The 18,085-nt window shown below is 71.1% G+C and carries 11 protein-coding genes, 1 tRNA gene and 2 pseudogenes; 4 read left to right on the top strand and 10 right to left on the bottom strand.

Annotated elements, in window-relative coordinates; translation table 11 throughout:
- Positions 1-8: 8 nt before the first annotated feature.
- Both AB0E07_RS05845 and AB0E07_RS05840 read right to left on the bottom strand, forming a co-directional pair.
- A complete protein-coding gene (locus AB0E07_RS05845) occupies positions 9-1,292 on the bottom strand; it encodes a hypothetical protein (protein ID WP_362246865.1) in 1,284 nt (427 codons plus the stop codon).
- 239 nt (positions 1,293-1,531) lie between these two features.
- Positions 1,532-1,660 (bottom strand): DLW-39 family protein, encoded by a 129-nt coding sequence (locus AB0E07_RS05840; protein WP_003999697.1) that lies wholly within the window; start codon positions 1,658-1,660, stop codon positions 1,532-1,534.
- A gap of 327 nt (positions 1,661-1,987) precedes the next feature.
- Here AB0E07_RS05840 and AB0E07_RS05835 point away from each other — a divergent pair.
- The 3 genes and pseudogenes from AB0E07_RS05835 to AB0E07_RS05825 form a co-directional block, all read left to right on the top strand.
- A pseudogene (locus AB0E07_RS05835) lies at positions 1,988-2,272 on the top strand (DUF6344 domain-containing protein); the annotation flags it as partial.
- A gap of 415 nt (positions 2,273-2,687) precedes the next feature.
- Positions 2,688-3,188 carry a GntR family transcriptional regulator gene (locus AB0E07_RS05830; protein ID WP_362246863.1) on the top strand — a complete coding sequence of 167 codons (501 nt, stop codon included), beginning with the start codon at positions 2,688-2,690 and terminating at the stop codon, positions 3,186-3,188.
- Positions 3,185-3,961: a glycosyltransferase gene (locus tag AB0E07_RS05825; protein ID WP_362246861.1), complete on the top strand. Its 777-nt coding sequence runs from the start codon at positions 3,185-3,187 to the stop codon at positions 3,959-3,961. Before AB0E07_RS05830 ends, AB0E07_RS05825 begins: the two co-directional genes overlap by 4 nt.
- 161 nt (positions 3,962-4,122) lie before the next feature.
- Here AB0E07_RS05825 and AB0E07_RS05820 read toward each other — a convergent pair whose 3' ends face one another.
- Positions 4,123-5,337: an amidohydrolase family protein gene (locus AB0E07_RS05820; protein WP_362246859.1), complete on the bottom strand. Its 1,215-nt coding sequence runs from the start codon at positions 5,335-5,337 to the stop codon at positions 4,123-4,125.
- Positions 5,338-5,815: 478 nt separating this feature from the next.
- On the opposite strand from AB0E07_RS05820, the gene AB0E07_RS05815 reads away from it, so the two are divergent.
- The gene (locus AB0E07_RS05815; RefSeq protein WP_362246857.1) at positions 5,816-9,757 is read left to right on the top strand and encodes a hypothetical protein; all 3,942 of its coding nucleotides are present in this window, start codon (positions 5,816-5,818) and stop codon (positions 9,755-9,757) included.
- A gap of 208 nt (positions 9,758-9,965) precedes the next feature.
- Here AB0E07_RS05815 and AB0E07_RS05810 read toward each other — a convergent pair.
- From AB0E07_RS05810 to AB0E07_RS05780, 7 genes and pseudogenes are all read right to left on the bottom strand, one after another.
- Positions 9,966-10,039: transfer RNA gene (locus AB0E07_RS05810), tRNA-Ile, on the bottom strand.
- A 112-nt stretch (positions 10,040-10,151) separates the two neighbouring features.
- Complete coding sequence (locus tag AB0E07_RS05805; protein ID WP_362246855.1) at positions 10,152-10,892, bottom strand: DUF3566 domain-containing protein; 741 nt, start codon at positions 10,890-10,892, stop codon at positions 10,152-10,154.
- Between the two features lie 17 nt (positions 10,893-10,909).
- Positions 10,910-13,504, bottom strand: coding sequence for a DNA gyrase subunit A (gene gyrA / locus AB0E07_RS05800; protein WP_362246853.1), 2,595 nt, complete (start codon positions 13,502-13,504; stop codon positions 10,910-10,912).
- 42 nt (positions 13,505-13,546) lie between these two features.
- Positions 13,547-15,592, bottom strand: a complete 2,046-nt coding sequence (gene gyrB, locus AB0E07_RS05795) for a DNA topoisomerase (ATP-hydrolyzing) subunit B (protein WP_362246851.1) — start codon at positions 15,590-15,592, stop codon at positions 13,547-13,549.
- A 387-nt stretch (positions 15,593-15,979) separates the two neighbouring features.
- Positions 15,980-16,540 carry a DciA family protein gene (locus tag AB0E07_RS05790; RefSeq protein ID WP_362246849.1) on the bottom strand — a complete coding sequence of 187 codons (561 nt, stop codon included), beginning with the start codon at positions 16,538-16,540 and terminating at the stop codon, positions 15,980-15,982.
- Positions 16,537-17,658 (bottom strand): DNA replication/repair protein RecF, encoded by a 1,122-nt coding sequence (gene recF, locus AB0E07_RS05785; protein WP_362246847.1) that lies wholly within the window; start codon positions 17,656-17,658, stop codon positions 16,537-16,539. Before recF ends, AB0E07_RS05790 begins: the two co-directional genes overlap by 4 nt.
- Before the next feature lie 52 nt (positions 17,659-17,710).
- Positions 17,711-18,085 (bottom strand): annotated as a pseudogene (locus tag AB0E07_RS05780) (6-phosphogluconate dehydrogenase); the annotation flags it as partial.

The raw sequence follows: 18,085 nt of genomic DNA, 5'->3' as shown, positions 1-18,085 counted from the left end.
AGCGGCCCTCACCGGGACCAGGACTGGGGCGCCCGCCGCCGTCCCGCGCCGGCCCACACCGCGAGCACGGCCAGAATCACGGTGCCGCCCCCGATGCCGCCGACCGCGACGAGGGTCAGGACCGTGTCGTCACCCCCGCTGCCGCCCCCGGAGGCCGCCGGGCCGCCCGGCTCCCCCGCCTCCACCGCGGTGAACACGTCCCGGGGCGCGAACCGGCCCGCGTAGGCGGGTCCGCGCTCTTCCGGGCCGTCGACCCGCACCCGCAGCGTCAGGGCGTACGGTCCGTCCCCGAACCGCTCCGCCAACTGCGGGGCGACATGCACGACCAGGTAGTAGGAGCCGCCGAAGCGCACCCCTCTGACCTGGTCGGTGTTCCCGTACCGGTTCTCGTACGCCACTGGGGGCAGGGGATCGAGGGCCACGGAGCGCCGGGTGCCGTGGTAGTTGAGGCTCACGTCGTCGAGCGGGGCGCGCACCGGGTTGTGGACGGAGAGTTCCAGCGCTCCGACGGCGATCCGGGAGCCCTCGGCCGAACCCGCCAGCTCCGCGGAGGCGGACAGTTGTTCGCCCCAGCCGACCGGCACCTTGTAGAACGCGGTCTGGCCGGGGACGACGTCGGCGCGCCAGACGCCCTGGGCGAGGGGGACGGCCGAGGCGAACCCGGTGCCGCCGTCGCGGGTCTCGGCCTCGCCGGTGACGGGTTCGGGGGAGGCGGAGTCCCAGCTCTCGGGGGCGGTGGTGGCCGCGGTGTCACGCAGGGGCGGTTCCGAGAAGGTGGCGAGTTCGAGGTCCCAGGCGACGTCTTCGGGGGCGGTGGTGCCGACGCGTTCGACGACGGCGTAGTAGGTGCCGGCGCCCGCGCAGCGCGAGCGCTCCGCCGAGGGTTCCCGTGCGGCGACGGCCGTGATCGGGCGGGCGCTGCGGCCGCCGCCGTAGCTCTCGGTCTCGAAGGAGCAGGAGTCACCCTCGGCGTCCCGCACCGAGACCCGGATGCCGTCGGAGGCGGAGACGGTGGCGTCCGCCGGGGGCACCGCGGTGGCGGAGACGTAGATCCGGGAGGCGGCGTCGAGTTCGAGGCGGTAGTGGACGCCACCGGTGACCGGAAGGGAACTTCGGTAGGTCCGTCCGGGTTGCAGGAGCGCGGTGTCGGCGGTGCCGGCGACTCCGGGTACGGCGGTGGCGTCCGGGGAGAAGCCATAAGGTGCCGGCGTCCCGGCCGCAACCGCGGACGGCGTCCCGACCCCGGCGCCGGCCGTGCCGAGCGCCCCGGCCACCGCGGCCACGACGGCCACGCGGCACACCGCACGCCACCACGCCGTACGCCGCCCCATCTCGCGTCACCCCTTGTCGTCGCCGGACCGCGGAACGTGCCCCATCCTGCCCATCCGGCCCGCGCGCCGCCCGCACAATCCGTACAGGCGTCCGAAACGCCCGGATCCGTTCGGCATCGAAGCGGCGGCGCGGACCGTGTCCGGGCAACACAAAACCCCGACCGCAACGACGGCCGGGGTCTGTTCTCAGTTCAGGCTTGTCACGAACCCGTGGGCACGGAGTCAGTCGCCTCCGTCCACAGATCCTGCTCGGCGCGATCCGCCTGGATCTGGCGGTACACGAGGAGCCCGCCGATGGCGGCCAGTGCGACCAGGAGAAGCTTCTTCACCGCGCGACCTCGTCTTTCTTTGACGTAGGGGACCTCTGGCGCCCGACTATACACACCGACCGATATCGATCGGTGACCTGCGGGGAGGCCCTCAACTCGCCTCCCGCGGACCGCAGTAGAACGGAGGTCACCGCTCCGATCGGAGGGTGATCACACCCCTACGCGCGGTTACTTTCGGCCACTTCTTCACTTTTCCAGCGGCTTGCACCCATCCGAGTGGTGTTCATCCGAAGATCGACGCGCCACGGGCCCAGGTCCAACACTTCGCGGAGCCCATACACATCATTGGGAAACTACGCAAATCGCCCAACCTGAAAGTGAGGGGCCATGGCCCGGAACCAGGTCATGAAGTTGTGGACCGCCCTCGTCACCGCCTTCCTCGCGCTGTGCACGGCGCTCGGACTCGTCACCTCCACCTCCGCCGCGGCCGCGCCGCTGACCGAGTCGGCCCGCGGCACCGACGGCACCGACAACGCCGAGGAGGCGGCCGTGCCGGCGTTCGTCCCGCTGCCCTGGTCGTACTCCAGGTCACTGCCGCCCACGATGAAGCAGCGCATCCGCGCCGAGGCGCACGGCAAGACGCCCAGCTGCCGCCATCACGCCCCCTCGGACACCGAGACCGACGAGTCCGCGCCGCGCGACTGCGACTCCTCCCCCCGGACCGCCGACGGCACCGGCACCACGAGCGGCACGAGCACTGCCAGCACCACGAGCAGCACGCCGAACGGCGCCACCCCCGATGCCGCGAACAGCGCCACGCAGACCGCCAACGCCGACGCCACCACCGGCACGATCCCCGGCACGACCACCGGCGCCACCCCCGGCACGGCTTCCGGCAGGATCGTCGGCACGCGCATCCCGGCCCAGGCCGCGCGCATCCCGCTCCAGCGGTGACCGGGCCCGTTCCCCGTAACTCCCCGTCCCACAACTCCCCGTCCCGCACGGCCCGTTCCGCCAAGTCCCAGGTACCGCAGACAGGGACCATGCCGGACGACACGGTGTCAGGACAGCGTCGTAGCCTTGCTCCATGCCTCGCACTCCCGCGGTACGCGACAGCCGGCGCCACCAGTGGGAGAGGGACCGAGCGCACTGCCCGCCCTTCGAGCGTGCCGCCCCCGGGACCACCGAGTACGACACCGGCCTGAGCCCCTCCGACTTGGTCTTACGAACCGAACACGGCGAGACCGAGGCGGGTGAGGAGTCCGCGGACACGTTCGGCGTCCACGCCGACACCTCCCTCCTCCGACACGCCTGCCCCACCTGTCGAACCCCTGAGAACGCCCCCCGCGGGCCGGTCAACCGCTCCACGCTCCGCGAGCCGATCGCGGCCCACCCCGACCAGCCCGACTCCGACCAGCCCAAGCCCGACCCAGGCTGTCGCCGCACCCGCTTACCGGTGCCGACCCCACACGAGCCGTCCCGCCCGTCCCACCAGACTCGCCCGTCCCGCCAGAGCCGCCCGTCCCGCCAGACCCCGCCCGGCGACCGCACCGAGCTGCTGTTCACCACCGATCCGGAAGGGTGGTGAGGGCCGCAGTGCGCCGGCACGTCATCATCGTCACCGCTGTCCACGGTCCCTCGGCACGCTTCCTGCCGGAGGCCTACACGTCGTTGTGCGAGCAGGAGCTCCCCGACGGATGGACCTGGCGGTGGGTGGTGCAGGAGGACGGGACCGGTGACGCGGTAGCCCCGTACATCCCGGACGACGCGCGGGTCACGTTCCGGCAGGGCAGGCCCGGCGGCCCCGGAGTCGCCCGCACCATCGCGCTCGCGCACGCCGACGGCCCGTACGTGAAGGTTCTCGACGCCGACGACCGGCTGACGCCCGGCGCCCTCGCCCGCGATCTGGCCGCCCTGGAGGGCGGTCCCGGCATCGGCTGGACCACGTCCGGGGTGCTGGACCTGCTGCCGGACGGCTCGACCGCGGGTTTCCCCGGCGACCCTGAGGCCGGGCCGATAGAGCGGGGCGCGCTGCTGGACTCCTGGCGGACCAACGACTTCCGCGCCCCCGTCCACCCCGCCTCGCTGTGCGTCCGCCGGGACTTACTGCTCGCCCTGGGCGGCTGGATGGCCCTGCCGGCCTCCGAGGACACCGGCCTGCTGCTGGCCCTGAACGCCGTGAGCCGCGGCTGGTTCACCGCCGAGGCCGGTCTGCTCTACCGCAAGTGGTCGGGCCAGGTCACCGGCCATGCCTCGCACGTCGACCCGGCGGAGCGGGCGGCCAGGATGGCGGTCGCGGAGTCCAGGGCACGGGCCCTGGCGGCCTCGACCTGGACCTACGCCCCCAACCAACCGGCCTGACGGTCCCGTCCCCCTTCACCCCGCCACCGCCCGACCCCGCCACCGCCCCTCCGTCACCGCCCCTCCGTCACCGCTCCTCCGCCACTGCCCCGACCCCGCCACCGCCTCACCCGGCACCGAACCCCCGCGCCGCCTCCCGCCCCGCCTCCCGCGCGGCCGGCTCAGCGGTCGAAGGGCAGATCGAGCATCCTGATGGCGTTGCCCCGCATCAGCTTGTAGGTGACCTCCTCGGACAGGCCCGCGACATGCTCCTCCGCCACCTGCTTGGTGTGCGGCCAGGTCGAGTCGACGTGCGGGTAGTCCGTCTCGAAGGTGGCGTTGTCCACGCCCACCGTGTCGATCGCCTCGATGCCGTGCCGGTCCCGGAAGAAGCAGCAGAAGATCTGCCGGTAGTAGTACGTCGACGGCGGCTCCGGGATCAGGTCCTTCACCCCGCCCCAGGCCCGGTGCTCCTCCCAGACGTCGTCGGCGCGCTCCAGGGCGTAGGGGATCCAGCCCATCTGGCCCTCGCTGTAGGCGAGCTTCAGCCGGGGGAACTTCACCAGGACGCCGGAGAAGAGGAAGTCCATCATCGAGGCCATGGCGTTGTTGAAGCTCAGCGAGGCCTGTACGGCGGGCGGCGCGTCGGGGGAGGCGGCGGGCATCTGCGAGGAGGACCCGATGTGCATGTTCACGACCGTGCCGGTCTCCTCGCAGGCCGCGAAGAAGGGGTCCCAGTAGCCGGAGTGGATGGAGGGCAGCCCCAGATAGGTCGGGATCTCGCTGAACGTCACCGCCCTGACCCCGCGTTCGGCGTTGCGCCGGATCTCCGCGACCGCGAGGTCGATGTCCCACAGCGGGATCAGGCAGAGCGGGATGAGCCGGCCGCCGCTGTCACCGCACCACTCCTCGACCATCCAGTCGTTGTAGGCGCGCACACAGGCCAGCCCGACCTCCTTGTCCTTGGCCTCGGCGAAGGTCTGGCCGCAGAAGCGCGGGAAGGTGGGGAAGCAGAGCGAGGCCTCCACATGGTTCATGTCCATGTCGGCGAGCCGTGCCTCGGGGTCCCAGCAGCCCCGCCGCATCTGCTCGCGGGTGATGCCGTCGAGGGTCATCTCGTCCCGGGAGAACCCGACGGCCGCGATGATCCGCTTGTACGGGAACAGCTCGCCCTCGTACTCCCACCAGTCGGTGATCTGACCGTCCGGGTCGGTGGTGAACCGGTACTTCCCGCCGACGTACGCGAGCTCGCCGATCCCCGCGGTGATTGGTTTGGGCCCTCTGTCCCGGTACTTCGCCGGGAGCCAGGTCTCGAAGAGGTGCGCGGGCTCGATCACGTGATCGTCCACGCTGATGACCTTGGGCAGTTCCCTGGTGCCGTTCCCGACCTCGATCACGCCGGCTACCTCCCGCCTCGCATCTGACGGTTCGTCAGAAACGACGGTACGGCCACAGGGTGAAACCGGCAAGCGGCAAGGGCCGGACAGGGGAGCGGGACAGGGCAGCGGGAAAGGGGAGCCCGACAGCGGGGCCGGGCCGGGGAAAGGGAATGCCGCGTCGTTCGGCACCGGTCCCTCCCCTCGCGGGGACCGGTGCCAAACGACGCGCTGGAGTCGGTCCGCCGTGACGGACCGAGGTCTCGGGAGGGCTTGAAAGGCTCGCGGACGGGAAGGCGGTCCTTCCGTCACAGCGGCCGAGGCGGCGGGCGCCTGCAGCCTCTCCGGACGACGCGCGGTTGACTGGCTACGCGGTGTGATCCTGCCAGTTGGGGCCCACGGCGAGGAGGCCGCGGTTTTCCGCTCTGGGCTTCCGCGCAGGTCAGCCGTATAAAGTGAGTTTTCCGGTCCGGACGTCCAGCAGCGGAGGAAGTGAGGGGTGGGGGCCTTGAGTTCCGACTCAGGGGCACGCACGGCCTTCGCGGAACGTCTTGCGCTCCTGTATCGGGAGGCCAGCAATCCGCCCCTCAAACGGGTCTCCGAGGCGGTCGTCCAGCTCCAGCGCGTGGACGAGCGGGGACGCCCGGTACGGGTCTCCGCGCAGCGCATCAGTGACTGGCGGCGCGCGAAGAACGTACCGGCCCAGTTCACCGCCCTCGCCGCCGTCCTCCAGGTCCTGATCCCGCAGGCGCGGCGCGCGCGGCCCTCGCCCGTCTCCCCCGGCCTGTACGACCTCACCCAGTGGCAGCTGCTGTGGGAACGGGCCGTGGCCGACCCGGCCACCGCGGAGGAACCGCCGCCCGCCGAGACCCCGGCCGTCCCGGGCGTCGTCTGCCCCTACCGGGGGCTCGCCTCCTACCGGCGGGAGGACGCCCGCTGGTTCTTCGGCCGGGAGCGCAGCACGGCCGCACTCGTCGACCAACTCCGCGCGGCCGAGCGCACCGGCGGCCTGCTGATGCTGGTCGGCGCCTCGGGCGCCGGGAAGTCCTCGCTGCTCAACGCCGGTCTGGTGCCCGCCGTACGGCAGGGCGCCCTGGACGGTGAGCGGGAGGTGCTGCACCTCGTTCCCGGCGCCGACCCGAGGGCCGAGCTGGTCCGCCACATCCCCGAACTCGCCGCCGTGGGCGTGGACGCGGACTTAGAGCGGACCGCGCGGGACGCGGTCACCGCGTGGGCGGGCCGGAGCTCCTCGGGACGGCCCGTCGTCATCGTGGACCAGTTCGAGGAAGCGTTCACCCTCTGCGCCGACGAGAGCGAGCGGCACGCCTTCATACGCATCCTGCACGCCGCGTCCTCACCCGCCGCCGACGGCGGCCCGGCCCCCGCCCTGGTCGTCCTCGGCATCCGCGCCGACTTCTACGAACAGTGCCTCGGCTACCGGGAACTCGCCGACGCCCTCCAGCACCGGCACATGGTCCTCGGCCCGCTCACCGGCGCCGAACTGCGCGACGCGGTGACCGGCCCCGCCAAGGCCGTCGGCCTGGAACTGGAACCCGGGCTCGCCGAGCTGATCGTGCGCGAGGTCAGCGCCGACGGCCCGCGCGGCGCCCACGACGCCGGTGTCCTACCGCTGCTCTCGCACGCCCTGCTGGCCACCTGGCAGCGCCGCAAGTCCGGCCGGCTGACCCTGGCCGGCTACCGGGCCGCCGGAGGCATCCAGGGCGCCGTCGCCGCGACCGCCGAACGGGCCTGGTCCAGCCTGGACCCCGCCGCCCGGACCGCGGCCCGGCTGCTGCTCCTGCGGCTGGTGCGGCTCGGCGAGGACACCCAGGCCACCCGCAGGCGCGGCACCCGCCGCCAACTGGCCGCGGAGTCCAGCGACCCGGGCAAGACGGAGGAGTCGCTGGAGGCGCTGGTCCGGGCCCGGCTGGTCACCCTGGACGCGGAGACCGTGGAGATCACCCACGAGGCGCTGCTGCACGCCTGGCCGCGACTGCGCGAGTGGATCGACGAGGACCGCGGCGGCAACCTGCTGCGCCAGCGCCTGGAGGAGGACGGCCGCTCCTGGGAGGACTCCCACCGCGACTCCTCGCTGCTCTACCGGGGTTCACGACTGGAACAGGCCGACACCTGGGCCCGGTCCGCCGGCGACACCTTCCTCACCCGCAGCGCGGTGGAGTTCCTCGCCGCGTCCGTACGGCTGCGCCGGCGCACCCTGTGGCTGGGCCGCGGCGCGGTCGCGGCGCTGGTGGTGCTCGCCCTGGTCGCCGTCGGCTCGGCGGTGGTGGCCTGGCAGCAGCGCAACGACGCCGTGTTCGAGCAGGTGGTCGCCGAGGCGGACCGCGTGCAGTACACCGACCCGTCGCTGTCCGCCCAGCTCGACCTGGTGGCGCACCGGCTGCGCCCCGGCGACGAGGGCACCAACAACCGGCTGGTGTCCATCGTGAACGCCCCGCTGGCCACCCCGCTCCTCGGTCACACCGGCGCCGTCTACCTCACCTCCTTCAGCCCCGACGGCCGGCTCCTGGCCACCGCCAGCTACGACCGCACCGTCCGGCTGTGGGACGTGTCCGACCCGGGGCGCCCGAAGCCCTTGGGCGAGCCGCTGTCCGGGCACACCAGCTGGGTGAGCAGCGCGGTCTTCAGCCCCGACGGCCGCACCCTCGCCAGCGCCTCCGACGACGGCACCATCCGGCTGTGGGACGTCACCGACCCCCGCCGGCCCGAACCGCTGCGCACCCCGATGACCGGGCACCGCAGCACCATCTACCTGGTCGCGTTCAGCCCCGACGGCCGCACCCTGGCCTCGGCGGGCGAGGACCGCACCGTCCGCCTCTGGGACGTGGCCGGCCCCGGCCGGCCGAGGACCGTCAGCACCCTGAAGGGCGCCGGGGCGGCCGTGCGGTCGGTGGCGTTCAGCCCGGACGGCACCACCCTGGCCGCTGGCGGCGACGACGACACGATCCGGCTGTGGGACGTGTCGGACCCCCGCGACCCCGAGCCGTACGGCACCCGGCTGACCGGGCACACGAACCTGGTCCACTCGGTCGCCTTCAGCCCCGACGGCCGCACCCTGGCCAGCGGCGGCGCCGACGACACCGTCCGCCTGTGGGACGTCGCCGACCCGCGCCGCGCCGGGGCGCTCGGCCCGCCGCTGACCGGGCACACCGGGCCCATCTGGTCGGTCGCCTTCAGCCCCGACGGAGGCACCCTCGCGGCGGCCAGCGCGGACAGCACCGCGAGCCTGTGGAACGTCAGCGACCCGGCCTACCCCTCCCAGGTGGGCGAGCCGCTGGCGGGCAGCAGCGGCGAGATGTACGCGCTGGGCTTCAGCCCCGACGGGCAGACCCTCGCGACGGGCAGCGGCGACAGCAAGGTACGGCTGTGGTCGATCCCCACGTCCGACATGTTCGGCCGCAGCGGCGCGTTCAGCCCCGACGGGCAGGTCCTCGCCACCGCCGCCCGGGACGGCAGCGTCCGCCTGTGGAACGTACGCACCCCGCACCGTCCCCGAGCCCTGAACAAGCCGTTCATGCCGGACGACGGCGGGCAGCGCTCCCTGCTGTTCGCCCCCGACGGCCGCACCCTCGCGGTCCTGACGGGCAACCGCTCGGTCTACCTGTGGGACGTCTCCGACCCCGCCCACCCCGTCTCCCACGGCCCGGCCCTGACCCTGCGCACCCGGTTCATGGGCCCCGACGCGCTGGCCTTCAGCCCCGACGGCCGCACCCTCGCCACCGCGTACGACGACCGCACCCTCCAACTCTGGGACGTCTCCACCCCGTCCCGGCCCGCGCCCTCCGGCGTGCCCCTGATCGGCCACCGCGGCTACGTCAACGCGCTGCGCTTCTCCGCCGACGGCCGCACCCTCGCCAGCGGCAGCGCGGACGGCACGATCCGGCTGTGGAACACCTCCGACCCCGGGCACGCCACCGCCCTGGGCGCCCCGCTCTCCGCCCACGAGGGCCCCGTCAACGTGCTGGCGTTCAGCCCCGACGGCCGCACCCTGGCCAGCGGCAGCGACGACGACACGGTCCGCCTGTGGGACGTCACCGACCTCGCCGCCACGGCCGAACCCGCGGCGACCCTGACCGGCCACACCGAGGCGGTCGTCTCCCTGACCTTCGACCGGGACGGCCGCACCCTCGCCAGCGGCGGCAACGACAACACCGTCCGCCTGTGGAACGTCACCGACCCCGCCGGCGCCGCCCCCATCGGCCAGTCGATGAGCCCCAACGCCAAGACGGGCAACTTCCTGTCCTTCAGCCCCACCAGCCCGCTGCTCGGGGTCTCCAGCGGCACCGACACCGTCCGCCTGTGGGACCTGGACGTCGACCGCGCCGTCGAACGCATCTGCGCCACCACCCGCGGCGTCCTGACCGAGGAGAAGTGGCAGGAGTACCTCCCCCGCCTCTCCTACGACCCCCCGTGCGCCGACTGACCGGGTGACGTGATCCCGCTCACACCACCCACCCGGTCCGCAACGGCCGCCTCCCGCCGTTCAACCAGCCTTGTTACTGTTGGCCACAGCCCGATCGCTGGTGCATCCCCCGTCGCCAGCGATCGGGCGCTCGCGTTTCCGCACCCCGAGGACGCGGACGCCCATGCGAAAGACCCCCGGTCCGAGTGGACCGGGGGTCTCGATGCTGTGGGGCTAACAGGATTTGAACCTGTGGCCTCATCCTTATCAGGGATGCGCTCTAACCAACTGAGCTATAGCCCCGCCGCGCTCTGCGGTGTGTGTCCCGCGCGCTGACTCCTGAAGATTAGCGCACGACGTGCGCAGTCCCAAAATCGGTTGTCCGGCGACCGTCAGGAGAGGTTTGAAGCGGCGTTCACTCGTCCTCGGCCAGCGTCAGTTCCACGCCGCCCACGAAGCCGGCGGACAGGTTGTAGATGAACGCGCCCAGCGTGGCCAGCGCCGTCGCGAGGACGACGTCGATGACCGCGATGATCGACGCGAACATCAGGACGTTCGGCAGCGACAGGAACGACTGGAGGTCGAAGCCGTTCGACTCGTTCGACCCGGTCGCCTCGGAGATCGTGCCGCCGACCGTGGAGAAGACGCCCATCGCGTCCATGACCATCCACAGCACCGCCGAGGCGACGACCGTGCAGATGCCGAGGGCGATGGAGAGCAGGAAGCTGACCTTCATCACCGACCACGGGTCGGCCTTGGCCACCCGCAGCCGCGCCTTGCGGGTACGCGGCATCGTCCGGGCCCCGGTACGGGGCCTGCGCACCGCGCCCGCCGGAGCGCCCGGCGCGGCCGGAGCGGCCGCCGGGTACGCCTGCGGCGGGTGGTAGGGCCCCGAAGAGGGCTGCGGCTGCCGCTCGCCGGGCAGCGGCGAGGCCGTCGGCGCGGGCTGCGCCGGCTGCTGCCGGTCCGCCGGGGCCGGGCCGGCCGCGTACTGCTGGGCCTGCGGGCCTCGGGTGTCCGTCACAGTTCCCCCCTGGGATCCATGCGTGTCGGGTGAGGGCGAGTCGCCCGTGTGCGCGGCGGAGCCACGGCCGCCGCCGTCCGTGTCCGTACCCCTGGGGGTCCCGGCCGATCCGGCGCCCGTGGCTCCGCTCACGTGACTCACTCCTCGTGCTACTCGGCCGAGGGCGCTTCACCCTCGTCCGTGCCGGTGGTCGCGACGCCCTCGGCGGTCTCGTCGACGGCGTCGGTGCCGTCGACCTCCTCCGCCTCGCGCCCCGCCTCGGCGTTGCGTGCGATACCGACCACGGCATCGCGCTTGCCCAGGTTGATCAGTTGGACGCCCATGGTGTCACGGCCCGTCTCCCTGACCTCGTTGACTCGCGTACGAATCACACCGCCGCCCAGCGTGATGGCGAGGATCTCGTCGCTCTCCTCGACCACCAGCGCGCCGACCAGAGAACCGCGGTCCTCGACGATCTTGGCGGCCTTGATACCGAGGCCACCACGCCCCTGGACGCGGTACTCGTCGACGGGAGTCCGCTTCGCGTACCCGCCGTCGGTGGCAGTGAACACGAACGTACCGGGTCGAACAACATTCATCGAGAGCAGCTCGTCCCCCTCGCGGAAACTCATGCCCTTCACGCCCGAGGTGGCACGGCCCATGGGCCGCAGCGCGTCGTCCGTCGCGGTGAACCTGATCGACTGAGCCTTCTTGCTGATCAGCAGCAGATCGTCCTCGGACGAAACCAGCTCGGCGCCGATCAGTTCGTCGTCGGAACCGTCCTCACGCTCCCGCAGATTGATCGCGATGACACCGCCCGAACGCGGCGAATCGTAATCCTTCAGCGGCGTCTTCTTCACCAGACCGGCCTTGGTCGCCAGGACCAGGTACGGCGCCGCGTCGTAGTCGCGGATCGCGAGGATCTCGGCGATCGCCTCGTCCGGCTGGAAGGCCAGCAGGTTCGCCACGTGCTGACCGCGCGCGTCCCGGCCGGCGTCCGGCAGCTCGTACGCCTTCGCCCGGTACACCCGGCCCTTGTTGGTGAAGAACAGCAGCCAGTGGTGCGTGGTGGAGACGAAGAAGTGGTCGACGATGTCGTCTTCCTTCAGCTTCGTGCCGCGCACGCCCTTCCCGCCGCGCTTCTGCGAACGGTAGTCGTCCGTCTTGGTCCGCTTGACGTAGCCGCCGCGCGAGATGGTGACGACGATGTCCTCTTCGGCGATCAGGTCCTCGATGGACATGTCACCGTCGTAGGGCACCAGCGTGGTCTTGCGGTCGTCGCCGTACTTCTCGACGATCGCCGCCAGCTCCTCGCTGACGATGCCGCGCTGACGGACCGGCGAGGCCAGGATCGCGTTGTACTCGGTGATCTTCGCCTGGAGCTCGTCGTGCTCCTGGATGATCTTCTGGCGCTCCAGGGCGGCCAGCCGACGCAGCTGCATCTCCAGGATGGCGTTGGCCTGGATCTCGTCGATCTCCAGGAGCTGCATCAGGCCCGTGCGCGCGACGTCGACCGTCTCACTGCCCCGGATCAGCGCGATGACCTCGTCGATCGCGTCCAGCGCCTTCAGCAGACCGCGCAGGATGTGCGCCCGCTCCTCGGCCTTGCGCAGCCGGAAGCGCGTACGGCGGACGATGACCTCGATCTGGTGCGTCACCCAGTGCCGGATGAACGCGTCCAGGGAGAGCGTGCGCGGCACGCCGTCCACCAGCGCCAGCATGTTGGCGCCGAAGTTCGTCTGGAGGTCGGTGTGCTTGTACAGGTTGTTCAGCACGACCTTGGCGACCGCGTCCCGCTTCAGCACGATCACCAGGCGCTGCCCGGTCCGGCTGGAGGTCTCGTCGCGGACGTCGGCGATGCCGCCGATCTTGCCGTCCTTCACCAGGTCGGCGATCTTCTGCGCGAGGTTGTCGGGGTTGACCTGGTACGGCAGCTCCGTGACCACCAGGCACTGGCGGTTCTGGATCTCCTCGACCTCGACGACCGCCCGCATGGTGATCGAGCCGCGGCCCGTGCGGTACGCCTCCTCGATGCCCTTGCGGCCCACGACCAGCGCGCCGGTGGGGAAGTCCGGGCCCTTGATCCGCTCGATGAGCGCGTCCAGCAGCTCCTCGTGCGTGGCCTCGGGGTTCTCCAGGTACCACTGGGCGCCCGACGCGACCTCGCGCAGGTTGTGCGGCGGGATGTTGGTCGCCATACCGACCGCGATACCGGCCGAACCGTTGATCAGCAGGTTCGGGAACCGGGCCGGCAGGACGGTCGGCTCCTGGGAGCGGCCGTCGTAGTTGTCCGTGAAGTCGACGGTCTCCTCGTCGATGTCACGGACCATCTCCATCGACAGCGGCGCCATCTTGCACTCGGTGTAGCGCATGGCCGCCGCCGGGTCGTTGCCCGGGGAACCGAAGTTGCCGTTGGAGTCGACGAGCGGCATGCGCATCGACCACGGCTGGGCGAGACGCACCAGGGCGTCGTAGATCGAGGAGTCGCCGTGGGGGTGGTAGTTGCCCATGACGTCGCCGACCACGCGCGCGCACTTGTAGAAGCCGCGCTCGGGGCGGTAGCCGCCGTCGTACATCGCGTACAGGACGCGACGGTGGACCGGCTTGAGACCGTCACGGACGTCCGGCAGCGCGCGGGACACGATGACGGACATCGCGTAGTCGAGGTACGAACGCTGCATCTCCGTCTCGAGCCCGACGGGCTCGATCCGCATGATGACTTCGCCGCCCTCTTCAGGGGTGGCGGGAGTGTTCTCGTCGGCCATTGCTGGTGAGGATCCTTCCTGGTGCGGTCAGCTGAGACCGACTCAGATGTCGAGGAAGCGGACGTCCTTGGCATTGCGCTGGATGAACGCGCGGCGGGCCTCGACGTCCTCGCCCATCAGGACCGAGAACAGGTCGTCGGCCTGGGCGGCGTCGTCGAGGGTGACCTGGCCGAGCACCCGGTGCTCGACGTCCATCGTGGTCACCCGCAGCTCCTCGGCGTTCATCTCGCCGAGGCCCTTGAAGCGCTGGATGGAGTCCTCGCGGACCCGCTTGCCGCGCTGACGGCCCATCTCCAGCAGCGCGTCGCGCTCACGGTCGGAGTACGCGTACTCCACGTCGTCACGACCCCACTTGATCTTGTACAGCGGAGGACGCGACAGGAACACGTGCCCGGCCTCGACCAGCGGCCGCATGAAGCGGAACAGGAAGGTCAGCAGCAGGGTGTTGATGTGCTGGCCGTCGACGTCGGCGTCCGCCATCAGGATGATCTTGTGATAGCGGAGCTTCTCGATGTCGAAGTCCTCGTGCACACCCGTGCCGAAGGCCGAGATCAGCGCCTGGATCTCCTGGTTCTGCAGGATCTTGTCAATCCGCGCCTTCTCCACGTTCAGGATCTTGCCGCGGATCGGGAGGATCGCCTGGTACTGCGGGTTCCGGCCGGACTTCGCCGAACCGCCGGCGGAGTCACCCTCGACGATGAAGATCTCGCACTTGATGGGGTCGTTCGACTGGCAGTCCGACAGCTTGCCCGGCAGCGACGCCGACTCCAGCAGACCCTTGCGCCGGGTCAGGTCCCGCGCCTTGCGGGCCGCCACGCGCGCGGTGGCCGCCTGGATGCCCTTGCGGATGATGTCCGCGGCCTCGTTCGGGTTGCGGTCCAGCCAGTCCGCGAGGTGCTCGTACACGACCTTCTGCACGAAGGTCTTCACCTCGGTGTTGCCCAGCTTCGTCTTCGTCTGGCCCTCGAACTGCGGCTCGCTCAGCTTCACCGAGATGATCGCCGTCAGACCCTCGCGGATGTCGTCACCCGTGAGGTTGTCGTCCTTCTCCCGCAGCAGCTTCTTGTCGCGCGCGTACTTGTTGATCAGCGACGTCAGCGCGGCACGGAAACCCTCTTCGTGGGTACCGCCCTCGTGCGTGTGGATGATGTTCGCGAAGGAGTAGACACCCTCGGTGTAGCCGCTGTTCCACTGCATCGCGACCTCGAGGGACAGGAGCTTGTCCTTGTCCTCCGCCTCCAGGTCGATGACGGTGGCGTGCACCAGGTCGCCCTTGCGGGAGTTCAGGTACTTCACGAAGTCGACGATGCCGCCCTCGTAGTGGTACTCGACCCGCTTGACCTCGTGCTTCTCGTCCTCGCCCGCCTCGTCCGCCCCGGCCGTGGCCTTCGCCGACTCACGCTCGTCGGTGAGGTTGATCCGCAGACCCTTGTTGAGGAACGCCATCTCCTGGAAACGCCGCGACAGCGTCTCGAAGGAGTAGTCGGTCGTCTCGAAGATGTCCGGGTCGGCCCAGAAGGTGACCGAGGTGCCGTGCTCCTCGGTGGCCTCGTGCTGAGCGAGCGGAGCCGTCGGGACGCCGAGCTTGTAGTCCTGCGTCCAGCGGTGGCCGTCCGTCTTGACCTCGACCGCGACCTTCGTCGACAGCGCGTTCACCACGGACACACCCACGCCGTGCAGACCGCCGGAGACCGCGTAGCCGCCGCCGCCGAACTTGCCGCCCGCGTGCAGCACCGTCAGCACGACCTCCACGGCCGGCTTGCCCTCGGACGGCACGATGCCCACCGGGATACCGCGGCCGTTGTCGACGACACGGACACCGCCGTCGGCCAGGATCGTCACCTCGATGGTGTCCGCGTGCCCGGCCAGCGCCTCGTCGACGGAGTTGTCGACGACCTCCTGCACCAGGTGGTGCAGACCGCGCTCACCGGTCGAGCCGATGTACATACCCGGTCGCTTGCGGACCGCGTCCAGACCCTCGAGGACGGTGATGGCGCTTGCGTCGTACGCCGTGGCGTTGGCCTCGGGTGCGCCGGCCATGGCGTCGGTGGACGGGATGTTCTCGTTGGGGTTGCCGGAATCGGCCACGAAGCGCCCTTTCTGGCACAGCACGAGCCGGGCTCGTCGGCGGGTTGCCGGAGCGGCTGCGGCATGTTGCGTTGGTAAGCCTTGATCAGCGTTGCTCAGCTTCTCCCGGGCGGTCCCCACGTACGGGGCGGGATTGGCTTCCAGTCTACCGGTAGCGCCGACAGTGATGGGGGTTTGCCGGTACCTGAGTCCGCATGTGCCGCCCTGAACCGACGTCTCCCGACTCCCCATATGCGGAACGGGGCTCCAAGAGGCTCACAGCGGCACTCAGCGCTTCGAGGTGTCAACCCTTTGCTACTTGGGAGTCACGTCGAGCGCGCGACCGGATTCGCAACCGCGCGCAGTTGCTCGAACGGACCGCCCACGCGACCCGTCACGTGATGTACGTCACCCGTAGGTATCGCCGGGACCCGTGCTCCCCGGGGCCCGCAGGGGGCCGTAGCGGCGCGCGGGACCACCGGGGTTCAACACCTTGATCATCCGCACGGTGCCGTGCCCCAGATCCTCGTTGAGCCGCGCCACCAGCGTCGGCGCGAGATGACGCAGCTGCGTCGCCCACGCCGTCGAGTCGCACTGCACGACCAGCACCCGCTCGTCCTCGTCATAGCTCTGCGGCACACAGTGGTTCGCCAGATCCGGACCCACGATCTGCGGCCAGCGGCCCATCACCCCGCCCACCGCGGCAGGCGTCTCCCAGCCCCGCTCCGTGATCAGCCGGTTGATCGCCGCGCCCAGCGCCATCGGATCACGGCCGTCGGCGCGCGCCCCGGAGCGCAGACCGCCCCCGCGCCGCGCCTGCTTCCGCTGCTGCTGCGCGTCCCCCCGCGCGCGTGCCTGCTCCTTCGCCGCACGCAACGCCACGCGCGCGAGGTCGACACCGGACGGCTCGGGACCCTTCTTCCGGGGATCCACGGGATTCTGGGGATTCTGGGGATTCTCGGCGGTCATACCCGCTCCACCGTCCCCTCCGACACCGCGTACCGCGCCCCCGCGAGCACATGCGGCACATCGTCGTCGACCGCCGCCGTCACCAGCACCTGCTCACCCGGCGCCACCAGCTCCGCCAGGCGCTCCCGCCGACGGGCGTCCAGCTCCGCGAAGACGTCGTCCAGCACCAGCACCGGCTCATTGCCCTCGGCCCGCAACAAGTCGTACGAGGCCAGCCGCAAGGCCAGCGCGTACGACCAGGACTCACCGTGCGAGGCGTACCCCTTCGCCGGCAACTGCCCCAGCCTCAGCAGCAGATCGTCCCGATGCGGACCCACCAGGGTCACACCCCGCTCGATCTCCTGCTTGCGCGCCTCCGCCAGCGCCGCCGTCAACTGCCCGTACAGGGCCTCACGCGTCTGCGCCTCCCCCGGCGCCGACGGCCGGTACTCCAGCGCCAGCGGCCCCCCGCCCGGCGCCAGCTGCTCGTACGCCTTGTCCGCCAGCGGCTGCAACGCCCCGATCAGATCCAGCCGCTGCGCCAGCAGCTCCGCACCCGCACGCGCCAGATGCTGATCCCACACGTCCAGCGTGGACAGGTCCATCGAACGGCCACCGTGCCGGCGCGCCAGCGCCGCCGACTTCAGCAGGGTGTTGCGCTGCTTCAGCACCCGGTCGTAGTCCGACCGCACCCCCGCCATCCGCGGCGAACGCGCCGTGATCAGCTCGTCCAGGAACCGCCGCCGCTCACCCGGATCACCCTTGACCAGCGCCAGATCCTCCGGCGCGAACAGCACCGTCCGCACGATCCCCAGCACGTCCCGCGGCCTGACCTGCGAAGACCTGTTGATCCTGGCGCGGTTCGAGCGGCCCGGGTTCAGCTCCAGCTCCACCAGCTGCTGCCGCTCGCCCTGCCGCACCTGCGCCCGGATCACCGCACGGTCCGCGCCCATCCGCACCAGCGGCGCGTCCGAGGCGACACGATGACTGCCGAGGGTCGCCAGATAACCGACCGCCTCGACGAGATTCGTCTTCCCCTGGCCGTTCGGCCCCACGAAAGCCGTGACGCCCGGATCGAGCGGAACTTCGACCCGGGCGTACGAGCGGAAGTCGGCCAGCGACAGATGCGTGACGTGCATGGCGTTTCGCCGACCTCCCCCGGCGCTGTGGACCGCTGAACGGTCCTGTGGACTACTTCTTCTCGACCGCGTGGCCGCCGAACTGGTTGCGCAGCGCCGCGATCATCTTCATCTGCGGGGAGTCGTCCTGACGCGAGGCGAACCGCGCGAACAGGGACGCCGTGATCGCCGGGAGCGGCACCGCGTTGTCGATGGCCGCCTCCACCGTCCAGCGGCCCTCACCGGAGTCCTGCGCGAAACCGCGCAGCTTGTCGAGGTGCTCGTCCTCGTCGAGGGCGTTCACCGCGAGGTCCAGCAGCCAGGAACGGATGACCGTGCCCTCCTGCCAGGACCGGAAGACCTCCCGGACGTCCGTCACCGAGTCGACCTTCTCCAGCAGCTCCCAGCCCTCGGCGTAGGCCTGCATCATGGCGTACTCGATGCCGTT

Source organism: Streptomyces sp. NPDC048002, assembly GCF_040653275.1.
GTDB lineage: Bacteria > Actinomycetota > Actinomycetes > Streptomycetales > Streptomycetaceae > Streptomyces.
This window is presented reverse-complemented; position numbering and strand designations above follow the sequence as displayed.

What these genes read in the sequence shown, in the direction of transcription:
- AB0E07_RS05830 (WP_362246863.1), top strand. Translation starts at nt 2,688, where the DNA reads ATGCCTCGCACTCCCGCGGTACGCGACAGCCGGCGCCACCAGTGGGAG.
- gyrA (WP_362246853.1), bottom strand. Translation starts at nt 13,504, where the DNA reads ATGGCCGACGAGAACACTCCCGCCACCCCTGAAGAGGGCGGCGAAGTC.
- AB0E07_RS05790 (WP_362246849.1), bottom strand. Translation starts at nt 16,540, where the DNA reads ATGACCGCCGAGAATCCCCAGAATCCCCAGAATCCCGTGGATCCCCGG.
- recF (WP_362246847.1), bottom strand. Translation starts at nt 17,658, where the DNA reads ATGCACGTCACGCATCTGTCGCTGGCCGACTTCCGCTCGTACGCCCGG.